Annotated in this window: 12 protein-coding genes; 5 read left to right on the top strand and 7 right to left on the bottom strand. The window is 45.0% G+C overall.

Features of this window, described 5'->3' with window-relative positions; genetic code table 11:
* From tkt to RT422_RS02565, 3 genes are all read right to left on the bottom strand, one after another.
* Positions 1–1998, bottom strand: coding sequence for a transketolase (gene tkt / locus RT422_RS02575; RefSeq protein ID WP_144917612.1), 1998 nt, complete (start codon positions 1996–1998; stop codon positions 1–3).
* 190 nt (positions 1999–2188) lie between these two features.
* On the bottom strand, positions 2189–2887 hold the full coding sequence (murU, locus tag RT422_RS02570) for an N-acetylmuramate alpha-1-phosphate uridylyltransferase MurU (RefSeq protein ID WP_239742199.1): 699 nt from the start codon (positions 2885–2887) through the stop codon (positions 2189–2191).
* A 6-nt stretch (positions 2888–2893) separates the two neighbouring features.
* Entirely contained in the window at positions 2894–4006 is a 1113-nt protein-coding gene (locus tag RT422_RS02565) for a phosphotransferase (RefSeq protein WP_284033980.1), read from the bottom strand.
* Positions 4007–4171: 165 nt separating this feature from the next.
* Between RT422_RS02565 and lptD the strand changes: the two genes are divergently transcribed.
* Both lptD and RT422_RS02555 read left to right on the top strand, forming a co-directional pair.
* Positions 4172–7129, top strand: coding sequence for an LPS assembly protein LptD (gene lptD / locus RT422_RS02560; RefSeq protein WP_284033979.1), 2958 nt, complete (start codon positions 4172–4174; stop codon positions 7127–7129).
* A 244-nt stretch (positions 7130–7373) separates the two neighbouring features.
* Positions 7374–9026, top strand: coding sequence for a peptidylprolyl isomerase (locus RT422_RS02555; RefSeq protein ID WP_313421172.1), 1653 nt, complete (start codon positions 7374–7376; stop codon positions 9024–9026).
* A gap of 57 nt (positions 9027–9083) precedes the next feature.
* Here the strand turns inward: RT422_RS02555 and pgeF are convergent, their stop codons facing one another.
* The 3 genes from pgeF to RT422_RS02540 form a co-directional block, all read right to left on the bottom strand.
* A complete protein-coding gene (pgeF, locus tag RT422_RS02550; RefSeq protein ID WP_313421171.1) occupies positions 9084–9974 on the bottom strand; it encodes a peptidoglycan editing factor PgeF in 891 nt (296 codons plus the stop codon).
* Between the two features lie 82 nt (positions 9975–10056).
* Entirely contained in the window at positions 10057–11238 is a 1182-nt protein-coding gene (gene prpF, locus RT422_RS02545; protein WP_313421169.1) for a 2-methylaconitate cis-trans isomerase PrpF, read from the bottom strand.
* A gap of 141 nt (positions 11239–11379) precedes the next feature.
* Entirely contained in the window at positions 11380–12417 is a 1038-nt protein-coding gene (locus tag RT422_RS02540; protein ID WP_313421168.1) for a hypothetical protein, read from the bottom strand.
* Positions 12418–12565: 148 nt separating this feature from the next.
* Here RT422_RS02540 and RT422_RS02535 point away from each other — a divergent pair, with 148 nt between their 5' ends.
* Complete coding sequence (locus RT422_RS02535; RefSeq protein ID WP_313421167.1) at positions 12566–13438, top strand: glycerophosphodiester phosphodiesterase family protein; 873 nt, start codon at positions 12566–12568, stop codon at positions 13436–13438.
* Positions 13439–13473: 35 nt separating this feature from the next.
* Positions 13474–13929, top strand: a complete 456-nt coding sequence (locus RT422_RS02530) for a DIP1984 family protein (protein ID WP_065252602.1) — start codon at positions 13474–13476, stop codon at positions 13927–13929.
* Between the two features lie 213 nt (positions 13930–14142).
* Here RT422_RS02530 and RT422_RS02525 read toward each other — a convergent pair whose 3' ends face one another.
* The gene (locus RT422_RS02525) at positions 14143–14865 is read right to left on the bottom strand and encodes a ribonuclease HII (protein ID WP_313421166.1); all 723 of its coding nucleotides are present in this window, start codon (positions 14863–14865) and stop codon (positions 14143–14145) included.
* 68 nt (positions 14866–14933) lie between these two features.
* Between RT422_RS02525 and purD the strand changes: the two genes are divergently transcribed.
* Complete coding sequence (gene purD, locus RT422_RS02520; protein WP_099807980.1) at positions 14934–16238, top strand: phosphoribosylamine--glycine ligase; 1305 nt, start codon at positions 14934–14936, stop codon at positions 16236–16238.
* The last annotated feature ends 63 nt before the right edge of the window (positions 16239–16301 follow it).

Genomic DNA, 16301 nt, shown 5'->3' with positions numbered 1-16301 from the left:
TTAAACAACCGCTTTCACGGCTTGAATGACCGCATCAGTGGTGATGTTAAAGTATGGGAACAAGTCTTTAGCAGGGGCAGACTCACCAAAGGTGGTCATACCCACGACTTTACCATCAAGCCCTACAAACTTGTACCAATAATCGATATGGCTGGCTTCAACCGCCACACGCGCACGCACTTGCGGTGGCAACACGCTGTCACGGTAATTGATTTCTTGTTTGGCAAACACTTCAGCACAGGGCATTGATACAACGCGCACGCCCAAACCTTCGGCAGTCAACTCAGTGTAAGCATTCATTGCAAGCTCAATCTCTGAACCTGTGGCGATGATGATGGCACGTAGCTCGCCTTGTTCTTTGGCTAGCACATAACCACCTTTGGCAATATTGGCTACTTGCTCGATATCTCGCGCTTGGTGCGGTAGGTTTTGACGGCTAAAAATCAGCGCAGATGGCGTTGATTTTGCTTTCAACGCTTCTACCCATGCCACAGCTGACTCGACCGTATCACATGGTCGCCAAGTATGTAGATTTGGGGTGGCACGCAGACTTGATAACTGCTCGACAGGTTGGTGAGTAGGTCCATCTTCACCCAGACCGATTGAGTCGTGCGTATAGACATTAATGACGCGTTGTTTCATCAAGGCGGACATACGCACTGCATTGCGCGCATATTCCATAAACATCAAGAACGTTGCCACATACGGAATAAAGCCGCCGTATAAGGCAATACCATTGGCAATCGCCGTCATACCAAATTCACGCACACCGTAATGAATATAGTTACCTGCCGCGTTATCTTCGAGCGCTTTGGCATTTTTAAACCAAGTTAAATTTGACCCTGCCAAATCAGCGGAACCGCCAAGCAGCTCTGGCAATAATGGCTGCAAGGCATTGATTGAATTTTGGCTGGCTTTACGCGTTGCAATGTTTTCTGGGTTATCTTGACACGCCTTGATAAATTCTTGGGCTTGTGTCTCAAAATTTGCTGGCAAGTCACCATTCACACGGCGAAGCAATTCACTGGCAAGCTCTGGGTAAGCGTCTTTATAAGCATCAAACTCACTTTCCCATGATTGCTGTAGCGCTTGACCTTTAACTGTGCAATCCCACCCTTCATAAATATCGTCTGGCAGTTCAAAGGCTTCATGATCCCACTTGAGGGCTTGACGGGTAAGCAAGATTTCATCCGCGCCAAGGGGTGCACCATGTGAGGCCTCCAAGCCTTGCTTGTTGGGTGAACCTGCGCCAATCACGGTTTTACAAATGATGAGTGAGGGTTTATTTTTTTCAGCTATAGCATTTTGGGTCGCTTGGGTAATGGCATCGGTATCGTGACCGTCAACTTTTTGCACTTGCCAGCCATAGGCTTCGAAACGTTTTTGGGTGTCATCTGAGAACCAGCCTTCAACGTCACCATCAATCGAAATACCATTGTCATCATAGTACACAACCAATTTGCCCAGTTGCAGCGTACCGGCTAATGAGCAAACTTCATGGCTAATACCTTCCATCAAACAGCCATCACCTAAAAAGCAATAGGTTTGGTGGTCGATGACTTGGTGACCATCACGGTTAAATTGCGCGGCTAGGGTTTTTTCTGCAATCGCAAAACCTACGGCGTTGGCAATCCCTTGACCCAACGGACCTGTGGTAGTTTCCACACCTGCGGTATAGCCATATTCAGGGTGACCGGGGGTTTTAGAGTGCAATTGGCGGAAATTTTTGATATCCTCAATGCTAACGTCATACCCTGTCAAGTGCAGCAAAGCGTACTGCAACATTGAGCCATGACCATTTGAAAGCACAAAACGGTCGCGATTTAGCCAATTTGGGTCGGTTGGATTGTGCTTTAAAAACTTACGCCATAACACTTCAGCGATATCTGCCATGCCCATCGGCGCGCCTGGATGTCCAGAATTGGCTTTTTGCACCGCTTCAAAAGCTAGGGTACGGATGGCGTTGGCAAGACGACGTTCAGAAATTGGGGTTGTCATTGGCTTTCCTATATTACAGAATTAGTTACAGAATTAATTGCAGAATTAAATTTTGTCGTATGTAACATGCTAAAAATAAAACTGTGACAAATTTTATCACAGTTTTGGGTCATTTTTTTAGCTTTAACCGTTTAGTTTGCTCGGCTTTCAAATAAAAGCAAAATGGCAAAAGATGCAATTTTCTGTCAAATCACTTTTTAGCCGACAATTTTTGGTTCAAATTTTCTAAACGCTCAAGCGTGCCTACATCGACCCACGCATCGCTCAGCAAATCGCCAATTACCAAACCTGCTTGCATGGCTTGTTTGAGTAGTGGCGCAAGCGGCGCAGTTTCACCTACCTTGACCGTATCCAATAATCTTGGTGACATCACACTAATCCCTGCAAAAGTATATTTTGGCGTGCCTTCTACCTTGACCTTGCCATTTTCTAAGGCAAAATCGCCAGTTGGGTTGTGCGTCGCTTGGTCGGTGAGTAGCAAATAAGCCTGCGAATCGTTTAACTGAAGCTGGCTTAGTTGAGCAAAATCAAAAGGCGTCCACACATCCCCATTGACCAAAATAAATGGCTGGTCTTTTAATTTTCCGGTAGCCAAAGCCATCTTGATACCACCTGCTGTCTCAAGCGGTTCTTCTGGCTCAATCGACCAATGAATGGTGACACCGAATTGACTGCCATCCCCGATTGCATTGAGCAGTTTATCAGCAAGCCATGACACATTGATGGTGATATCGGTGATACCTGCTTGTTTGAGTGCTTTGATATGCCACACGATAAGCGGTTGCCCGCCGACTTCGACAAGTGGCTTTGGCGTGGTCAAGGTTAAAGGGCGCAGCCGGGTGCCTTTACCCGCGGATAAAATCATGGCTTGGGTGATGGTGGTTGACATGGGGTTTTATCCTTGGATTTTTTGATGAAAAGCAGGTTCAACGACGGCGGTCATCCAATCAGCAAATTTATCAAAAGTATGACGCTCATCCCTTTGGGTGATAGCTTTTAAACAAGTTAATAAATCATTGAAAACTTTGGGCAGGTTGACCAAATAACGGTCTTTGCCATCTCGCTCGAACAAACGTACAAAAATTCCCAATACCTTGAGATGACGCTGCATACTCATGATATTAAAATCCACAATAAACTCTGCCAAGCTTTTGTCAATTTGCGCCAATTGGTGATAATGAGCCAAATGCGTGTTGACCCATGTTTCATCATAATTGATATAGGCATCTCGCAATAAAGACGCCAAATCATAGGTGTAGGCACCGATGACAGCATCTTGAAAATCAATCACGCCCAACTCATCGCTGTGATTTAATACCATCAAATTACGGCTGTGAAAATCACGGTGCACCACCACTTGAGGCTGCGCGATGACTTGCTGGATAATATCAGACTGTAAATCTTGCCAAAGCTTCTCTAAGTCTGGGGTCATCGTCACGCCGATATAGGGTAAAAACCAGTCGCTAAACAAGCCCATTTCTCGGCGCAGCAGAGCATCGTCGTAACTTGGTATAACAGTTTTGGCATCATTGATATCAATTTTTTGAATCGCCAAAATTGCCTGCATTGCCTGATGATAATAGCGCGCAGTTTTTGCCAGCTCGCCTGCATCCGTTAAATCCTTGGCAATGACATCAGCAAAATCCGTGTTTCCCAAATCCTCAAGGACGATAAAACCTTGCTGTTCATCCGTGGCAATCATTTTTGGCACATGCACATGACCTGCCATTAAATTGTCCACGGCGATAAATTCTTTCACCGATTCTTTTTCTGGTGGCGCATCCATCACGATATAGTGTTGATTGCCGACAGTTAAGCGATGATAGCTGCGAAAGCTGGCATCACCAGGTATTTTTTCATGCTGCAATGACTGATTTTGAAAAACTTGGGTCAACCAAGTGTGCAGCTGTTGTTCGCGTGACTGTTGTTTAAGTGGCTCGGTATTTGATGACGAAGCTGCGCTATCGCAAGGGTCTTGGTTGGCAAGTTGTGCGGCAGGATGGTTCATAACGTGGGCTTACTCAATAAAAATAAGTTATGCTACCGAAAATCTGCGTATCTCTCAAGTGGCGTCTATCATGTTTGCAATTTTAAACATCTTTTGCAATAGTATATTGATGACGCTAGTGATATGATGTGAAGGTTTTTATATTGCGTCTTTGGTAAATGTCTAATGAAAAAATCTGTGAAATTGTCGCCTATTTCGTCAACTTCTAATCGTTTAACTTCACATTCGTCTTTGCCAACCCAGCCCACACGTCTGCATCAATCATTACACCAAATTTATCGACATACCAACGTTTTAGCGATGACGCTTGGTGCGATGTTCACTACTTTGTATTCAACATCAGCACTTGCGGTGTTGCCGACAGCCGCCGTTACGGAATCGACTGATGTAGCGATAGCACAAAGCACAGAAGCTCAAAACATTGAGTCACAAAGCCCTGAAACACAGAGTATTAAAAAACAAAACCTTGATACCTCAGCTGCCGCGCCCGATACCGATAGTAGTATCGCCACCACAGCAGACAGCGTCACTACTGTCGATGTGACGACTAATCAAGGCATCACGCCGATTAGCGCGCCTCAAATCAAACCAAACTCTGCGCGTACTCGTCCCAACTTTACCCCAAATCAACAGCAGCAAGCCAGTTTAGATAAGCTCAAAACCTTTTATCAACCCAAAACCCCGCAAACCACGGATGATACTAGCGCCACGGTTGCTAATCCAAATTTGCTGAACCCGCTCACGCCTGATAGTCAACAGTCAGGTGCTCAAGCAAACACGCAATCAAAAGCAGGGACCCGAAAAGACGCCATGTGTCATGGCAACTGGGTATATCCCACTTCGACCATCTATCAACAACAGGCATTAGCGGCAGCCGCTACCGACCAACCCAATAGCAGCTTCCCAATTTATGCGTCGGCTGACTATAGCTATTATGACAATGAAAATTACGCTGAATTGTCAGGCGATGTGCAAATTAATCAAGGTCGTCAGCAAATCTCTGCCGATAAAGTGGTCGTTAACGTGCAAGATGGCATGGCGGCCGCTCAAGGTAATGTTTTGTTGGTGGATGCCGCGCAAAGTACCCAATCGACAGACGGCAACCCACGTGTAAGCCTTAAAGATAGCCCAAAAGGGGGGCTGATTACCGTTGCCGATGAACTGGCGTACCAAACGGATAGCACCAAAGCAACCGCCAAAGATGTGGCGTTTGCCAGCGTGCCCCTACAAGCGTATGGTTATGCCAAACGGCTTAATAAAGTCGATGAAAGCCGCGTTGAAATTGACGATGTCATGTTTACCACCTGCGCGCCTGACAATCCGACTTGGCAAATCAATGCCAAAAACATCGATATCAATACCGACACGGGCCGCGGTGAAGCCTATAATGCCACGTTAAAAGTCAAAAACACCCCGGTATTGTACCTGCCGTATTTTAACTTTCCGATTGACGATCGCCGCACCAGTGGTTTTTTGTTACCACGCGGCGGCTTTAGTACAGAAGGGAGTTTTAATGTACAGTTACCTTATTACTTTAATCTAGCGCCAAATTACGATGCCACTGTCACGCCAACCATTTTTACTGACCGCAATCCGATGTTGACAGGTGAGTTTCGCTATCTGACAGAAAAATTTGGTTATGGTAGCTTGACAGGCTCTTATCTGCCAAACGACAAACAATATGATGATGAAGACCGTAAGCGCTTTTATTATAATCATCATTGGCAGTCAAAAGATATCCCTAACCTGTCCATTGATGCGCTATATCAGTATGTCTCAGATCCTAAATTCTTAAACGATTTTGAGACCTTGGGTGATGAAACCGTTCAATTAAATTTACCGCGCCGCATTCAAGCCAATTATTACAATGACTATTTGACTGCGCTTGCCAAGATTGAAACCTTTCAAACACTGGATCGTAATTTAACCAATTCAGAAAAAATCTTGGACAAAGACAAACCGTATGACCGTCTGCCGCAGTTATCGGTCAAATATCGTGTGCCTTGGGTGACCCAATTTGATTTGACGGGTATCAGCGATTTTGCCTATTTTAAACGCCCAATCGATGATGGCTCTGCGCCTGAGCAAAGCGGTGGTAGACTGTATAACAAACTCACTGCTGCCTACCCAATGATGCGGACTTGGGGATATGTGACCCCGTCAATAAGTTTACAGCACCTTTATACCCAATTCGACCAAGAATCAGCCGATGCCAATGGACTGGATGAAAATAGCAAAAGCCAATCTATTTTTGTACCGCAGTTTAGTATTGACAGTGGCTTAAATTTCTTTAAAGCAGGCACCCCATTTGGTAAATTTGATGAATCCTTGGGCGGCTATCAGTTATTAAGCCCGCGCCTAAAATATGTGTACTCGCCCTATAAAGACCAGACTGACGTACCCAACTTTAATACCCGTTTGGCATCGCTCAATTTTTCGCAATTGTATGAAGATTCATGGTTTTTGGGATATGATCGTCTCCCCGACAACAATCATCTAACCCCTTCATTAAATTATCGCTATATTGATGGCAATGGTTTGACTCGTTTGGATGCCAGCGTGGGCAAACAAATTTATTTTAGTGATATTCGGGTACATCTTGACAATACCGATGATGGGTTAAAAATTGACAATACCGGTACCGTCTTTGAAGTAAGCACCCAACCGCGTCAAGATTTTTGGGTGGATTTAGATGGCTCGGTTGATGACAACGCTGATTTAAACTATATCAACACCCAATTTCGCTATGCGCCAACTTACAATAGCCTTTATAACTTAGGGTATATCAAACGCAATGAGAGTATATTTGGACAAAAAGCCCTCTCTGCTTTCACAGGTTCTGCTGTTTTGCCTATTAATTATAATTGGCAGTTTTTAGGGGCTGTCCAATACGACAATGAGAAGAGTCGTTTTAGTGATGTGTTGGCGGGCTTTACTTATGATAGCTGTTGTTATGGCTTATCGATTTATGCTCGCCGTTATTATGATGAATTAAGTGATAAAGACAGTGCTGACCACGCCATCATGGCAGAAATTAGCTTAAATGGGTTATCCAATAAAGGTGATGGTCGACTGGCTAGCTTGATGCGTAATCGGGTATTGGGTTATGACCCTAAATACTAAACGCCTTTTACGCAAAAAACTGCCTAAAACTTGAGGTTTTTTAGGATTTATTATCATACAGACATACGCCAGCAAATATTATTGTATAAAATGACCCAAACTTAGCAACATCTAAATCTAAGAAATTTGATGTAAGAAACTTGGTGAAAGACCAGCCATTTTATTGAAATTGTTTTGCCCTAATTTTTTGAGTGATCAAATTTACTTTTTTTATTTTTTGGTTTTTATTTTAAGGATACATGCCATGAACCATGCTGTCATGCATAATTTACCCAATTTTCACCGTAACACCCTATCTGCTCTCACTAGCGCTTTGATATATGGCGCACTATTGGTTATGCCAACATTGAGCGCGCAAGCCGTGACTGCAACAGCGGTAACCACTAAAACCAACACAACCAGCAGCAAAACGACGGTGGAATCTAGTAAAAAATCTAGCACCAAATCTGCAGCGCAAACCACAAGCAAATCAACCAAAGCTGTGACAGCAAACAAAACCACCAACGCTGCCAAATCAGTCAAAGCTGACATCAAAACCAGCGGCTCAAAACCTACCACTCAAAAAACTGCACCGGCTGTCTCTCAACCTGCGCCCGTAGCACCAGAGGTCGCCAGCTCATTGGTTGAGGCAACGCCTGTCGTCACTAGCAACTCGCAAGATCAGGTCATTGATGGCGTGATTGCTATTGTCAACGACACCCCTATTTTACGCAGCCAGTTGGATCGCGCGGTTGCTCAAGCTTCTGCACAGCTTCAAGCGCAAAATAAAACTGTACCGCCGGCGCAGCAACTTTATCCGCAAGTATTGGATCAGCTAATTACTAAGCAAATTCAGCTTGATATCATCAAACACCAAGGACTGCAGGCTGAAGAGAATGCAGTGAATGCTGCGTTGACCAATTTGGCGCAACAAAACGGGGTCGCAAGCCTTGCCGAATTCCAGCAAAAACTTGATGCCCAGCGCGCAGGTAGTTACCAAGCATTGCGTCAAAAAGTCAGTGAAGACTTGGCAATACAAACTTTGCAGCAGCAGCAACTTGCCAGCCGTATCAAAATCTCAGACCAAGATGTCGATAACTTCTTAAAATCACCAGAGAGCAACGCTTTAGAAAAATCACAATATCGCACCTTACATATTCGCGTGCCTTTTGTAGCCGATGCCGCAGGTAAAACCAGCGACAAACAAAAAAAACAAGCGCTGACCGTAGCCACCCAAATTGCCAAAAACTTGCAAGCTGAGAATGCCAATATTGAGCAAATCATGACTGACGCGCAAACCAACTATAACGCGCAAATTCAAGGGGGTGATATGGGCTATCACGTCGCGGCAGAGTTACCGACAGAACTGTCAAAAAACATCACCGCCCTTGAAGTCGGGCAAGTCACCAACCCGATTGCCACGGCAGAAGGTTATAACGTGATTAAACTCGTAGATAAACGCGGCGGTCAACAAAAAATCATCGATCAATGGCATACCCGCCATATTTTAATTAGCCCATCGACTGCCCTACCCGCTGACATGGCAAAACAGCAGATCGACACTATCTATGAAAAACTGCGTCAAGGTGAGGACTTTGCTACCTTAGCGAGCACCTATTCAAAAGACCCGGGAAGCGCCAGTAACGGCGGCGATTTGGGCTGGGTCAGTGAAGGTGATATGGTACCAAGCTTTGAAGCAATGATGAAAAAAACGTCGGTAAATGACTATTCTGTGCCATTTCAATCACAATTTGGCTGGCATATTCTTAAAGTCGATGAAAAACGCCAAAAAGATGTGAGTGATGTCTATCGTAAAAACATGGCGCGCGAAATCCTATACCAACGTATGGCACCGCAAGCGCTAGACGATTGGATGCAGGATTTAAGAGCGCAGGCTTACGTTAAAATCATGCAATAATTTAGCTTTCACGAAAAAGGCAGTGTGTTAATCACACTGCCTTTTTTTATGATTGAATTACTCCATAAAAATCAGCGTTGCCATTCTACCTGTCGCAGGCAATTGATGCTGGGTTTGCCGACGATACGAATAAAATCGTGCATCACCATGGCTGTCCAAACCACTTTTATGCACCTGATGAATACCACAAGCCTTGAGCTGTAATTCTGCTATTGCAGGCAAATCGGCGAAATAATGACCGACCTTATCAGCATTTGGCTGAAACAACTGGGTAGCGACAGCCTCAGATACGTTTAACACTGACAACACGGCATCTTTGACACGACTGTCCACTTCATAGCTCGATTGTGCGATGCTAGCGCCTATCCAAGCATGCCAACCACGAGTGAGCTTGTGCATTTCGGCAGGCGCATTGTCCCCCGCTGCAAAGTCAAACTGGTGTACCATTTTTTGCACCGTTTTTGCAATGATATTTTTACTAAGACCTTGCCAGCCAGCGTGAATCGCGGCAATCAGCTTGTTATCATCTGCTGCATCGGTCGCTATCATGACAGGTACACAATCTGCTGTCATAATCGCTAAGGCAACATTAGGCAAACGCGTGATATGCGCATCAGCAGATATCGCTGCTGTGCCAATTTTATCGGTAACCTGATAAACGTCATTACCATGGATTTGATTAAGCCAATGAATGCTGTTTAATGTGGGATGATATTGTTGCAAGGATTGCAGCAAGTGCGCACGATTTTCATGCACCTGCATGCTATCATCCCCTACATGCAAGCCTAGATTAAATTGACCATATATAGCATTCAAACTAGACTGCCCCACTGCATCATTGTTTGACTTGGTTGGCATAGACTCACAGCCAGATAGGGTTTGAACCACGGTTACCCCTTGGCTAGGTGCGTGCGTCAGTTCAATCCAGTGTGAGTGCTTATCTGTCATTATTGGGCTCTTAGGTATTGGGGACTTAGTTATTAGGCTTTTAGGTATTAGGCTATAAGTTGGCTTGTGAATGATTTGTCGATTAAAACGCATCGCCCGGCACATACACCTCACCCGCCATCAGACGGCGCGCTGAACGGCTCATAGACACTTTTTTGGCTTGCCATTTGCCATCCACTTGCGAGGACTCACCCCCGACCAGTAGCGTGCCTGATGGGTGACCAAAGCGTACTTCAGACAACGCTTTGCCACCGGCCGCTTGGTTGACTAGCGTACCTTTAATGGTCGCTGCGGTGCCAATCGCAACCGAGGCTGTACCCATCATGGCATGGTGCAGTTGACCCATGCTCATCGCGCGTGCAAGCAAATCAATATCGCCTGCCTTGACTGCTTTGCCACTAGAGGCGGTATAATCAGCGGGTGGCGCAACCCAAGCAATTTTTGGGGTATGCTGACGAGTCTGAGCTTCTGTTAACTCTGCAATCAGTCCCATTTTAACGGCGCCATGGGCACGGATTTTTTCAAGCTTCGCCAAAATTTCTTGGTTACTGTTGATGTCTTTTTGCAGCTCAGCGCCCGTAAAACCCAAGTCTTTGGCATTTAAAAAAATCGTTGGGATTCCCGCATTGATCATCGTGACGTCAAATTCACCGATTTCAGGTACATCCAGTTTGTCAATCAAGTTGCCCGTCGGGAACATATCGCCATCGCTATCCACAGGGTCGATAAATTCAATTTTGACTTCGGCTGCTGGGAAAGTCACACCATCTAGCTCAAAATCGCCCGTTTCTTGCACCTGACCATCGGCCATGGGTACATGCGCGATGATGGTTTTGCTGATATTCTGCTGCCAAATTCGGACTTCACAAATGCCATTTTGGGGCACTTTACTGGCATCCACCAACCCATTGGCAATCGCAAATGAACCGACCGCAGCGGTTAAGTTCCCACAGTTGCCCGACCAATCAATCATCGCTTTGTCAATGGCGACCTGACCGAATAAATAATTCACATCATGATCGGCAACGTCTGTTTTTGACAAAATTACCACTTTGGAGGTTGATGATGAGCCATTTCCCAAACCGTCAATTTGCTTACCATACGGATCTGGACTACCCACCACCCGCAGTAAAAAACTATCTCGGGCTTGCCCTGGGGTTTGGCAGCGTTCAGGTAAGTCATCTAGCTTGAAAAAAGTACCTTTTGATGTACCACCGCGCATATAGGTAGCTTTAACAGCGACTTGTGGGGCAAAATGGGCCATGTTCATATCCTTATGGTGGCAGGCAGAGAATTGACGCATCAATTTGTTTTATGGTTAGTCACATTACTACATCAAAACATGCTAAAACAAATTGATGACTGGGTGACATACGTTAAACACATCATCTAACAGTGGTTTACGTTAGTATTGCTCGTTTTTTTCTTCGATGGTTAATTTTACATTGGTGTCGGTTGGGACTTTTTCATGCGATATTGACTTGGTCGATTTGTCTGTACTTGTGCTAGCCGCTGACTTAGTAGCGGTTGATTTGCTATCAGCATTTGAGGTGGTTGGCTCAGATTTTTTATCCGATATTTTATCTGCGCTATCTGATTGCGTGTTTTTCTTGTCTGATGTGGTGGTCACGTCAGTCTTGGTTTTTTCGCTGTCGTTTTTTTCACTGTCTGTTTTTGGTTCTTCTGTGGTTTGTTTTTTGACAGGTTTGGTGGTTGAATTTTGGCTGTTGTTGGCAGCGACACTGGGTTTGCTAGTCACGGGTGGTAGAACGGGTATGGCACCTGCCGAAGAACCGGCTAACGGCGTATTAGAGGGCTGGGTCAGCGTTTGCGCTAATGCCGAATTTGCCATAATCTCACCGACTAGCCCAATCACATCGTCGCCTGTGGTGCTATTGACTTGGTAATTGGCGCCACTGGCTGATAACCCAAAGCCAACATTGTTTGCCACTAAAGTGCTATTTTGTAATTGATAACCACGCGACGCGATTTGCTCGGCGGCGACTGGCATTTTTAGACGGGTATAAATTTTATCGGCGTTATCAAGCTGCGCTTGAGGCATATTAAACGACACCGTCGCTTGGCATTTACCATTGCTACCCTTCACGCTCTCTAGGTTGATTGCCACTTGCGACAAGCCATTTTGCAAGATAGTCATATCAACCACCGTACCTGCTTGCTGTTGAATGATGTCAGACTGTTTTTTGGCTTGCTGGTCGATGCGATTGACCAGATAACTGTGAATGGCATTGGTTGCCTTCTCATTGTTACAGGCAATATCAGACGTTTCAATTGGCTGTTGCTCACTGCTTGCAGCACTGCCAGTTTGCTCGTCTTTTTGCTCATTGCGACTACATCCCACGACGGCTAAGGCAAAACACGCCAACAATAACGGCGTACGCATTTTTTTTGACAACGTATTTTGTGGGAAAATCATAGACATAAGGCACCTTTCACGCAGAATTTATTACCATGCCATTATAAAGCAAAGTTTTGCAAATTGGGTAGTTGTTCACTATTATTTATAATAAAATTTAGTTGTAATAATTTTTAGTAGTCATAAAATTTTATTGTCTATTGCGAGCCATCGTATGCGCCATCCAAATCAAACGTATTATTTACTCGGTCATCGTGCGGCTCGCGCTGAAATGCTTGAGAACTGTCAAGACGGATTTGCCTACGTGCATCAATTGCAAAAACATGGTAAGCAGCTTGATGGGGTTGAATTTGATGTCCAAATGACCGCCGATGGCAAATTTGTGGTGGTACATGACGAAACCTTAAATCGGCTTGCAAAACAACAATCGTGGATTGCTGATAAAACATGGGCGGAATTAGACGCCATTGTGCAATCGGACTATGGGCGGTTTTCCCAACGTTTTGAACCCGGGTTTTTAAAACATCACGTATTGTTGCTGGACAATTTACCACCCTATCTGCAACACTTTCGCCATATTGAACTAGAAATCAAAACCCATGCTAAAAGCCAGCCAGCCTCGTTGGTTAAAAATCTGCTTAGGCTATTATCACAAGAAATATGGCAAGATTTACCTATCACTTTGACCAGTTTTGATACCGACATTTTGCACCAAATTCATAACCAACAGCAATTTTTAAACTTTCACTTTCCGACAGGATTATTACTTGAGCCTAAAATACTTGAACCCGAAACCATGATGGCAAGCCAAATTGCTTTTTTACCGACGCCTGATGCAGCGGGTAAAAATTTAATATTGCAAACCTTTAATCGCGCTTGTGCCTTAGGCTGTAGCCAAGTGGGCATTTATTATGCGCTTATCACCCCAACCCTGTTGGAAATTGCCAAAATTTATGGCTTAACAGTCACCGCTTGGACGGTAAATGAGGTTGATGTGGCAAAGCGCTTGATTGAGATGGGCGTGGATTGTGTGATTACAGATTATCCTACCCAATTTTTAACCCAATTATATGATTTTAACGTTTAAATTGACCCACTAAATTGACCAATCAGGAGATAACCATGAAACTTGCAGAAGCTTTGTTACGACGTGCTGATATGCAAAAAAAGCTCGCCAGCTTGAAATCGCGCATTGCTGAAAACGTCAAAGTCCAAGACGGCGATACCCCAAGTGAAAACCCGAATGAACTGCTGCTACAAGCCAATCAAGTCATGAGCGAGCTGTATGCGTTAATAGACCATATCCATCGCACCAATGCCATCGCTGTCATGCCCGATGGTTCAACCATGCTCAGCACTTTAGTTAAGCGTGATGAACTTGCCGAACGCCATCGCCTGCTGCAAACCGCGATTGATAATGCTAAGACGGAAGGCGATCGCTATAGCTATCGGGAAATCAAATGGCAAAAAGTAATTGAACCCGTCAGACTGCAAAAACAAGCAGATGACATAGCGGTCAAACTTAGAAATTTAAATATCCAATTGCAAGCCGCTAATTGGCAGATTGATTTAGTATAAGCTAGTTTGAAAAAACCCTACAATTTGCTATGATGGATTTGAACATACAGGGCGACTATCAGACCTTGTTTGGCGCGCTGTCCACCGAGAGGTTGAAAACAAATCGGGCACAGCTTGCAGGTCTGCGAGCAAGACCATCTTTTTACTCGTCATGCTCAGCACACCTTACTAATTAAACTCGCTCACAAGGCGACTTTAGACCGGCACTCATTACTACCGGATATTGACTGTATGTTCACCTTTTTGGTCTAAAATCCTCTGTTTGATGGGGGCAAAACTTTTGCGGTGCATGGGCAAAATACCGTAATGCTCTATCGCTTGGATATGGGCGGCGGTGGGATAGCCTTTATGCTTATCAATGCCATAATCAGGATACAACTTTGACAACGCCACCATATCTCGGTCACGCGTCACTTTGGCAATCACACTGGCGCCACTGATACACGCATGTTTGCCGTCCCCTTTCACAATTGCTTGCTCATGCGTAATTTGCTGATAATTGGGCAAGTCAAACAACACGGGCAGTTTATTGCCATCCACCATGACGCTAAAGGTCGCCGTTGGGTATTGCGCTAACATTTGCGCCATCACGCCTGCTACTGCTTGTTTCATCCCTAGTAATGTCGCTTGTAAGATATTGATCTGGTCTATTAAGCTGGCAGAAATTTTGACAACCTTATGCGCACTCGCCGTTTGTTCAATCAAGGAAAATAATGCTTCTCGTTTTTTCTCTGACAGTTTTTTGGAGTCAGTTAGCGCACTTAGGACATGATTGTGGCTAATACCTACACTATCAGCCGTGTGTAAATCAGTGCTTAGGCTATCTTCTTTGATAGATAAAATCTCCTTATCGAAGATGAGCGCACAAACCACCACATCCCCCAATAACGGACCTCGCCCGACCTCATCTACGCCAATAATAAAATGCTTTGTCATTTAATTTAGATCCCAAAATTTGTTACAATGCCTACGATACAGCTATTTTACATTTTTAAGGAAACAATATGAATATTTTAGTCATCGGCACAGGTGGACGTGAGCACGCATTGGCATGGCAATGTGCCAAAGATAGCAAAGTTAGCACAGTTTTTGTTGCCAACGGCAATGCAGGCACAGCGCTTGAACACAAACTACAAAATGTCGATTTAAACGTCAAAGACCATGCGGCGGTGATTCAATTTTGCCAAGACAATGACATTGCCTTTGTGCTGGTTGGTCCTGAAGCGCCACTGGTGGCAGGTATGGTTGATGACTTAACAAAAGCAGGTATCAAAGCTTGGGGACCCACGGCGTATTGCGCACAGCTTGAAGGGTCAAAAGCCTTTGCCAAAGATTTTATGATAAAACACCATATTCCTACCGCCAAATACCAAACTTTTAGCGATGCCGAGCAAGCGATTGCTTATGTGAAAGCCGAAGGCGCGCCGATTGTCATTAAAGCCGATGGTTTAGCCGCAGGTAAAGGCGTGATTGTGGCGATGAGCGAACAAGAAGCCATTGACGCTATCAATGATATGTTATCGGGCAACAAATTTGGTGATGCGGGCAGCCGTGTGGTGATTGAGCAGTTCTTGCAAGGCGAAGAAGCCAGCTTCATCTGTATGATAGATGGCAACAATATCTTGCCGATGGCAACCAGCCAAGATCACAAACGTATTGGCGAAGGTGATACCGGTCTTAATACAGGCGGTATGGGTGCTTACTCACCTGCCCCCGTGGTGACACAGCAAGTACATGATAAGGTGATTGCGCGTGTGATTCAGCCAGTGGTCGATGCCATGAACGAAAATGGCACACCTTATACAGGATTTTTGTACGCAGGCTTGATGATTGATGACCACAATGACCCCTATGTGATTGAGTTTAACTGCCGCTTTGGTGACCCAGAAACACAGCCCATTATGATGCGCCTAAAAGGCTCAATGGTCGATTTGATAGCATTAGGGTTGGATGGCAATCTTCCCAAACAAACCGAGTGGGATGAGCGTCCTGCCTTAGGTGTGGTACTGGCTAGCAAAGGCTATCCAGAAAGCGCGAGCAACGGCGATGTCATCCATGGGTTACCAACGCTTGAGTCTCAGTATGGGCAAACGGATATGGATGTCAAAGTTTTCCACGCAGGCACCAAAGCGTTTGATAATGGTGAAATTATCACCAATGGCGGCCGTGTGGTTTGCGTGACGGCGCTCGGTGACGATATTTTGGATGCGCAAACCAAAGCCTTAGCAGTTTGTGGCGCTATTAGCTTTGATGGTATGCAATATCGCCGTGATATCGGTTGGCGCGCTATTCAATCTAGCGCCGAATAACCAGTAATCAATGAGATGGCATTTAGACATCTAGCCACTATGTTACGCCAAGTGGTTACGGCA

The organism is Moraxella sp. CTOTU49803, assembly GCF_032097965.1.
GTDB classification, from domain to species: domain Bacteria; phylum Pseudomonadota; class Gammaproteobacteria; order Pseudomonadales; family Moraxellaceae; genus Faucicola; species Faucicola tetraodonis.
Note: the sequence above shows the minus strand (reverse complement) of the source record. Positions and strands in the feature narration are given on the sequence as shown.

Excerpts from the sequence above, each read along its gene's own strand:
- tkt (WP_144917612.1), bottom strand. The coding sequence starts at position 1,998 with ATGACAACCCCAATTTCTGAACGTCGTCTTGCCAACGCCATCCGTACC.
- murU (WP_239742199.1), bottom strand. The coding sequence starts at position 2,887 with ATGTCAACCACCATCACCCAAGCCATGATTTTATCCGCGGGTAAAGGC.
- RT422_RS02565 (WP_284033980.1), bottom strand. The coding sequence starts at position 4,006 with ATGAACCATCCTGCCGCACAACTTGCCAACCAAGACCCTTGCGATAGC.
- lptD (WP_284033979.1), top strand. The coding sequence starts at position 4,172 with ATGAAAAAATCTGTGAAATTGTCGCCTATTTCGTCAACTTCTAATCGT.
- RT422_RS02555 (WP_313421172.1), top strand. The coding sequence starts at position 7,374 with ATGAACCATGCTGTCATGCATAATTTACCCAATTTTCACCGTAACACC.
- pgeF (WP_313421171.1), bottom strand. The coding sequence starts at position 9,974 with ATGACAGATAAGCACTCACACTGGATTGAACTGACGCACGCACCTAGC.
- prpF (WP_313421169.1), bottom strand. The coding sequence starts at position 11,238 with ATGGCCCATTTTGCCCCACAAGTCGCTGTTAAAGCTACCTATATGCGC.
- RT422_RS02540 (WP_313421168.1), bottom strand. The coding sequence starts at position 12,417 with ATGTCTATGATTTTCCCACAAAATACGTTGTCAAAAAAAATGCGTACG.
- RT422_RS02535 (WP_313421167.1), top strand. The coding sequence starts at position 12,566 with ATGCGCCATCCAAATCAAACGTATTATTTACTCGGTCATCGTGCGGCT.
- RT422_RS02530 (WP_065252602.1), top strand. The coding sequence starts at position 13,474 with ATGAAACTTGCAGAAGCTTTGTTACGACGTGCTGATATGCAAAAAAAG.
- RT422_RS02525 (WP_313421166.1), bottom strand. The coding sequence starts at position 14,865 with ATGACAAAGCATTTTATTATTGGCGTAGATGAGGTCGGGCGAGGTCCG.
- purD (WP_099807980.1), top strand. The coding sequence starts at position 14,934 with ATGAATATTTTAGTCATCGGCACAGGTGGACGTGAGCACGCATTGGCA.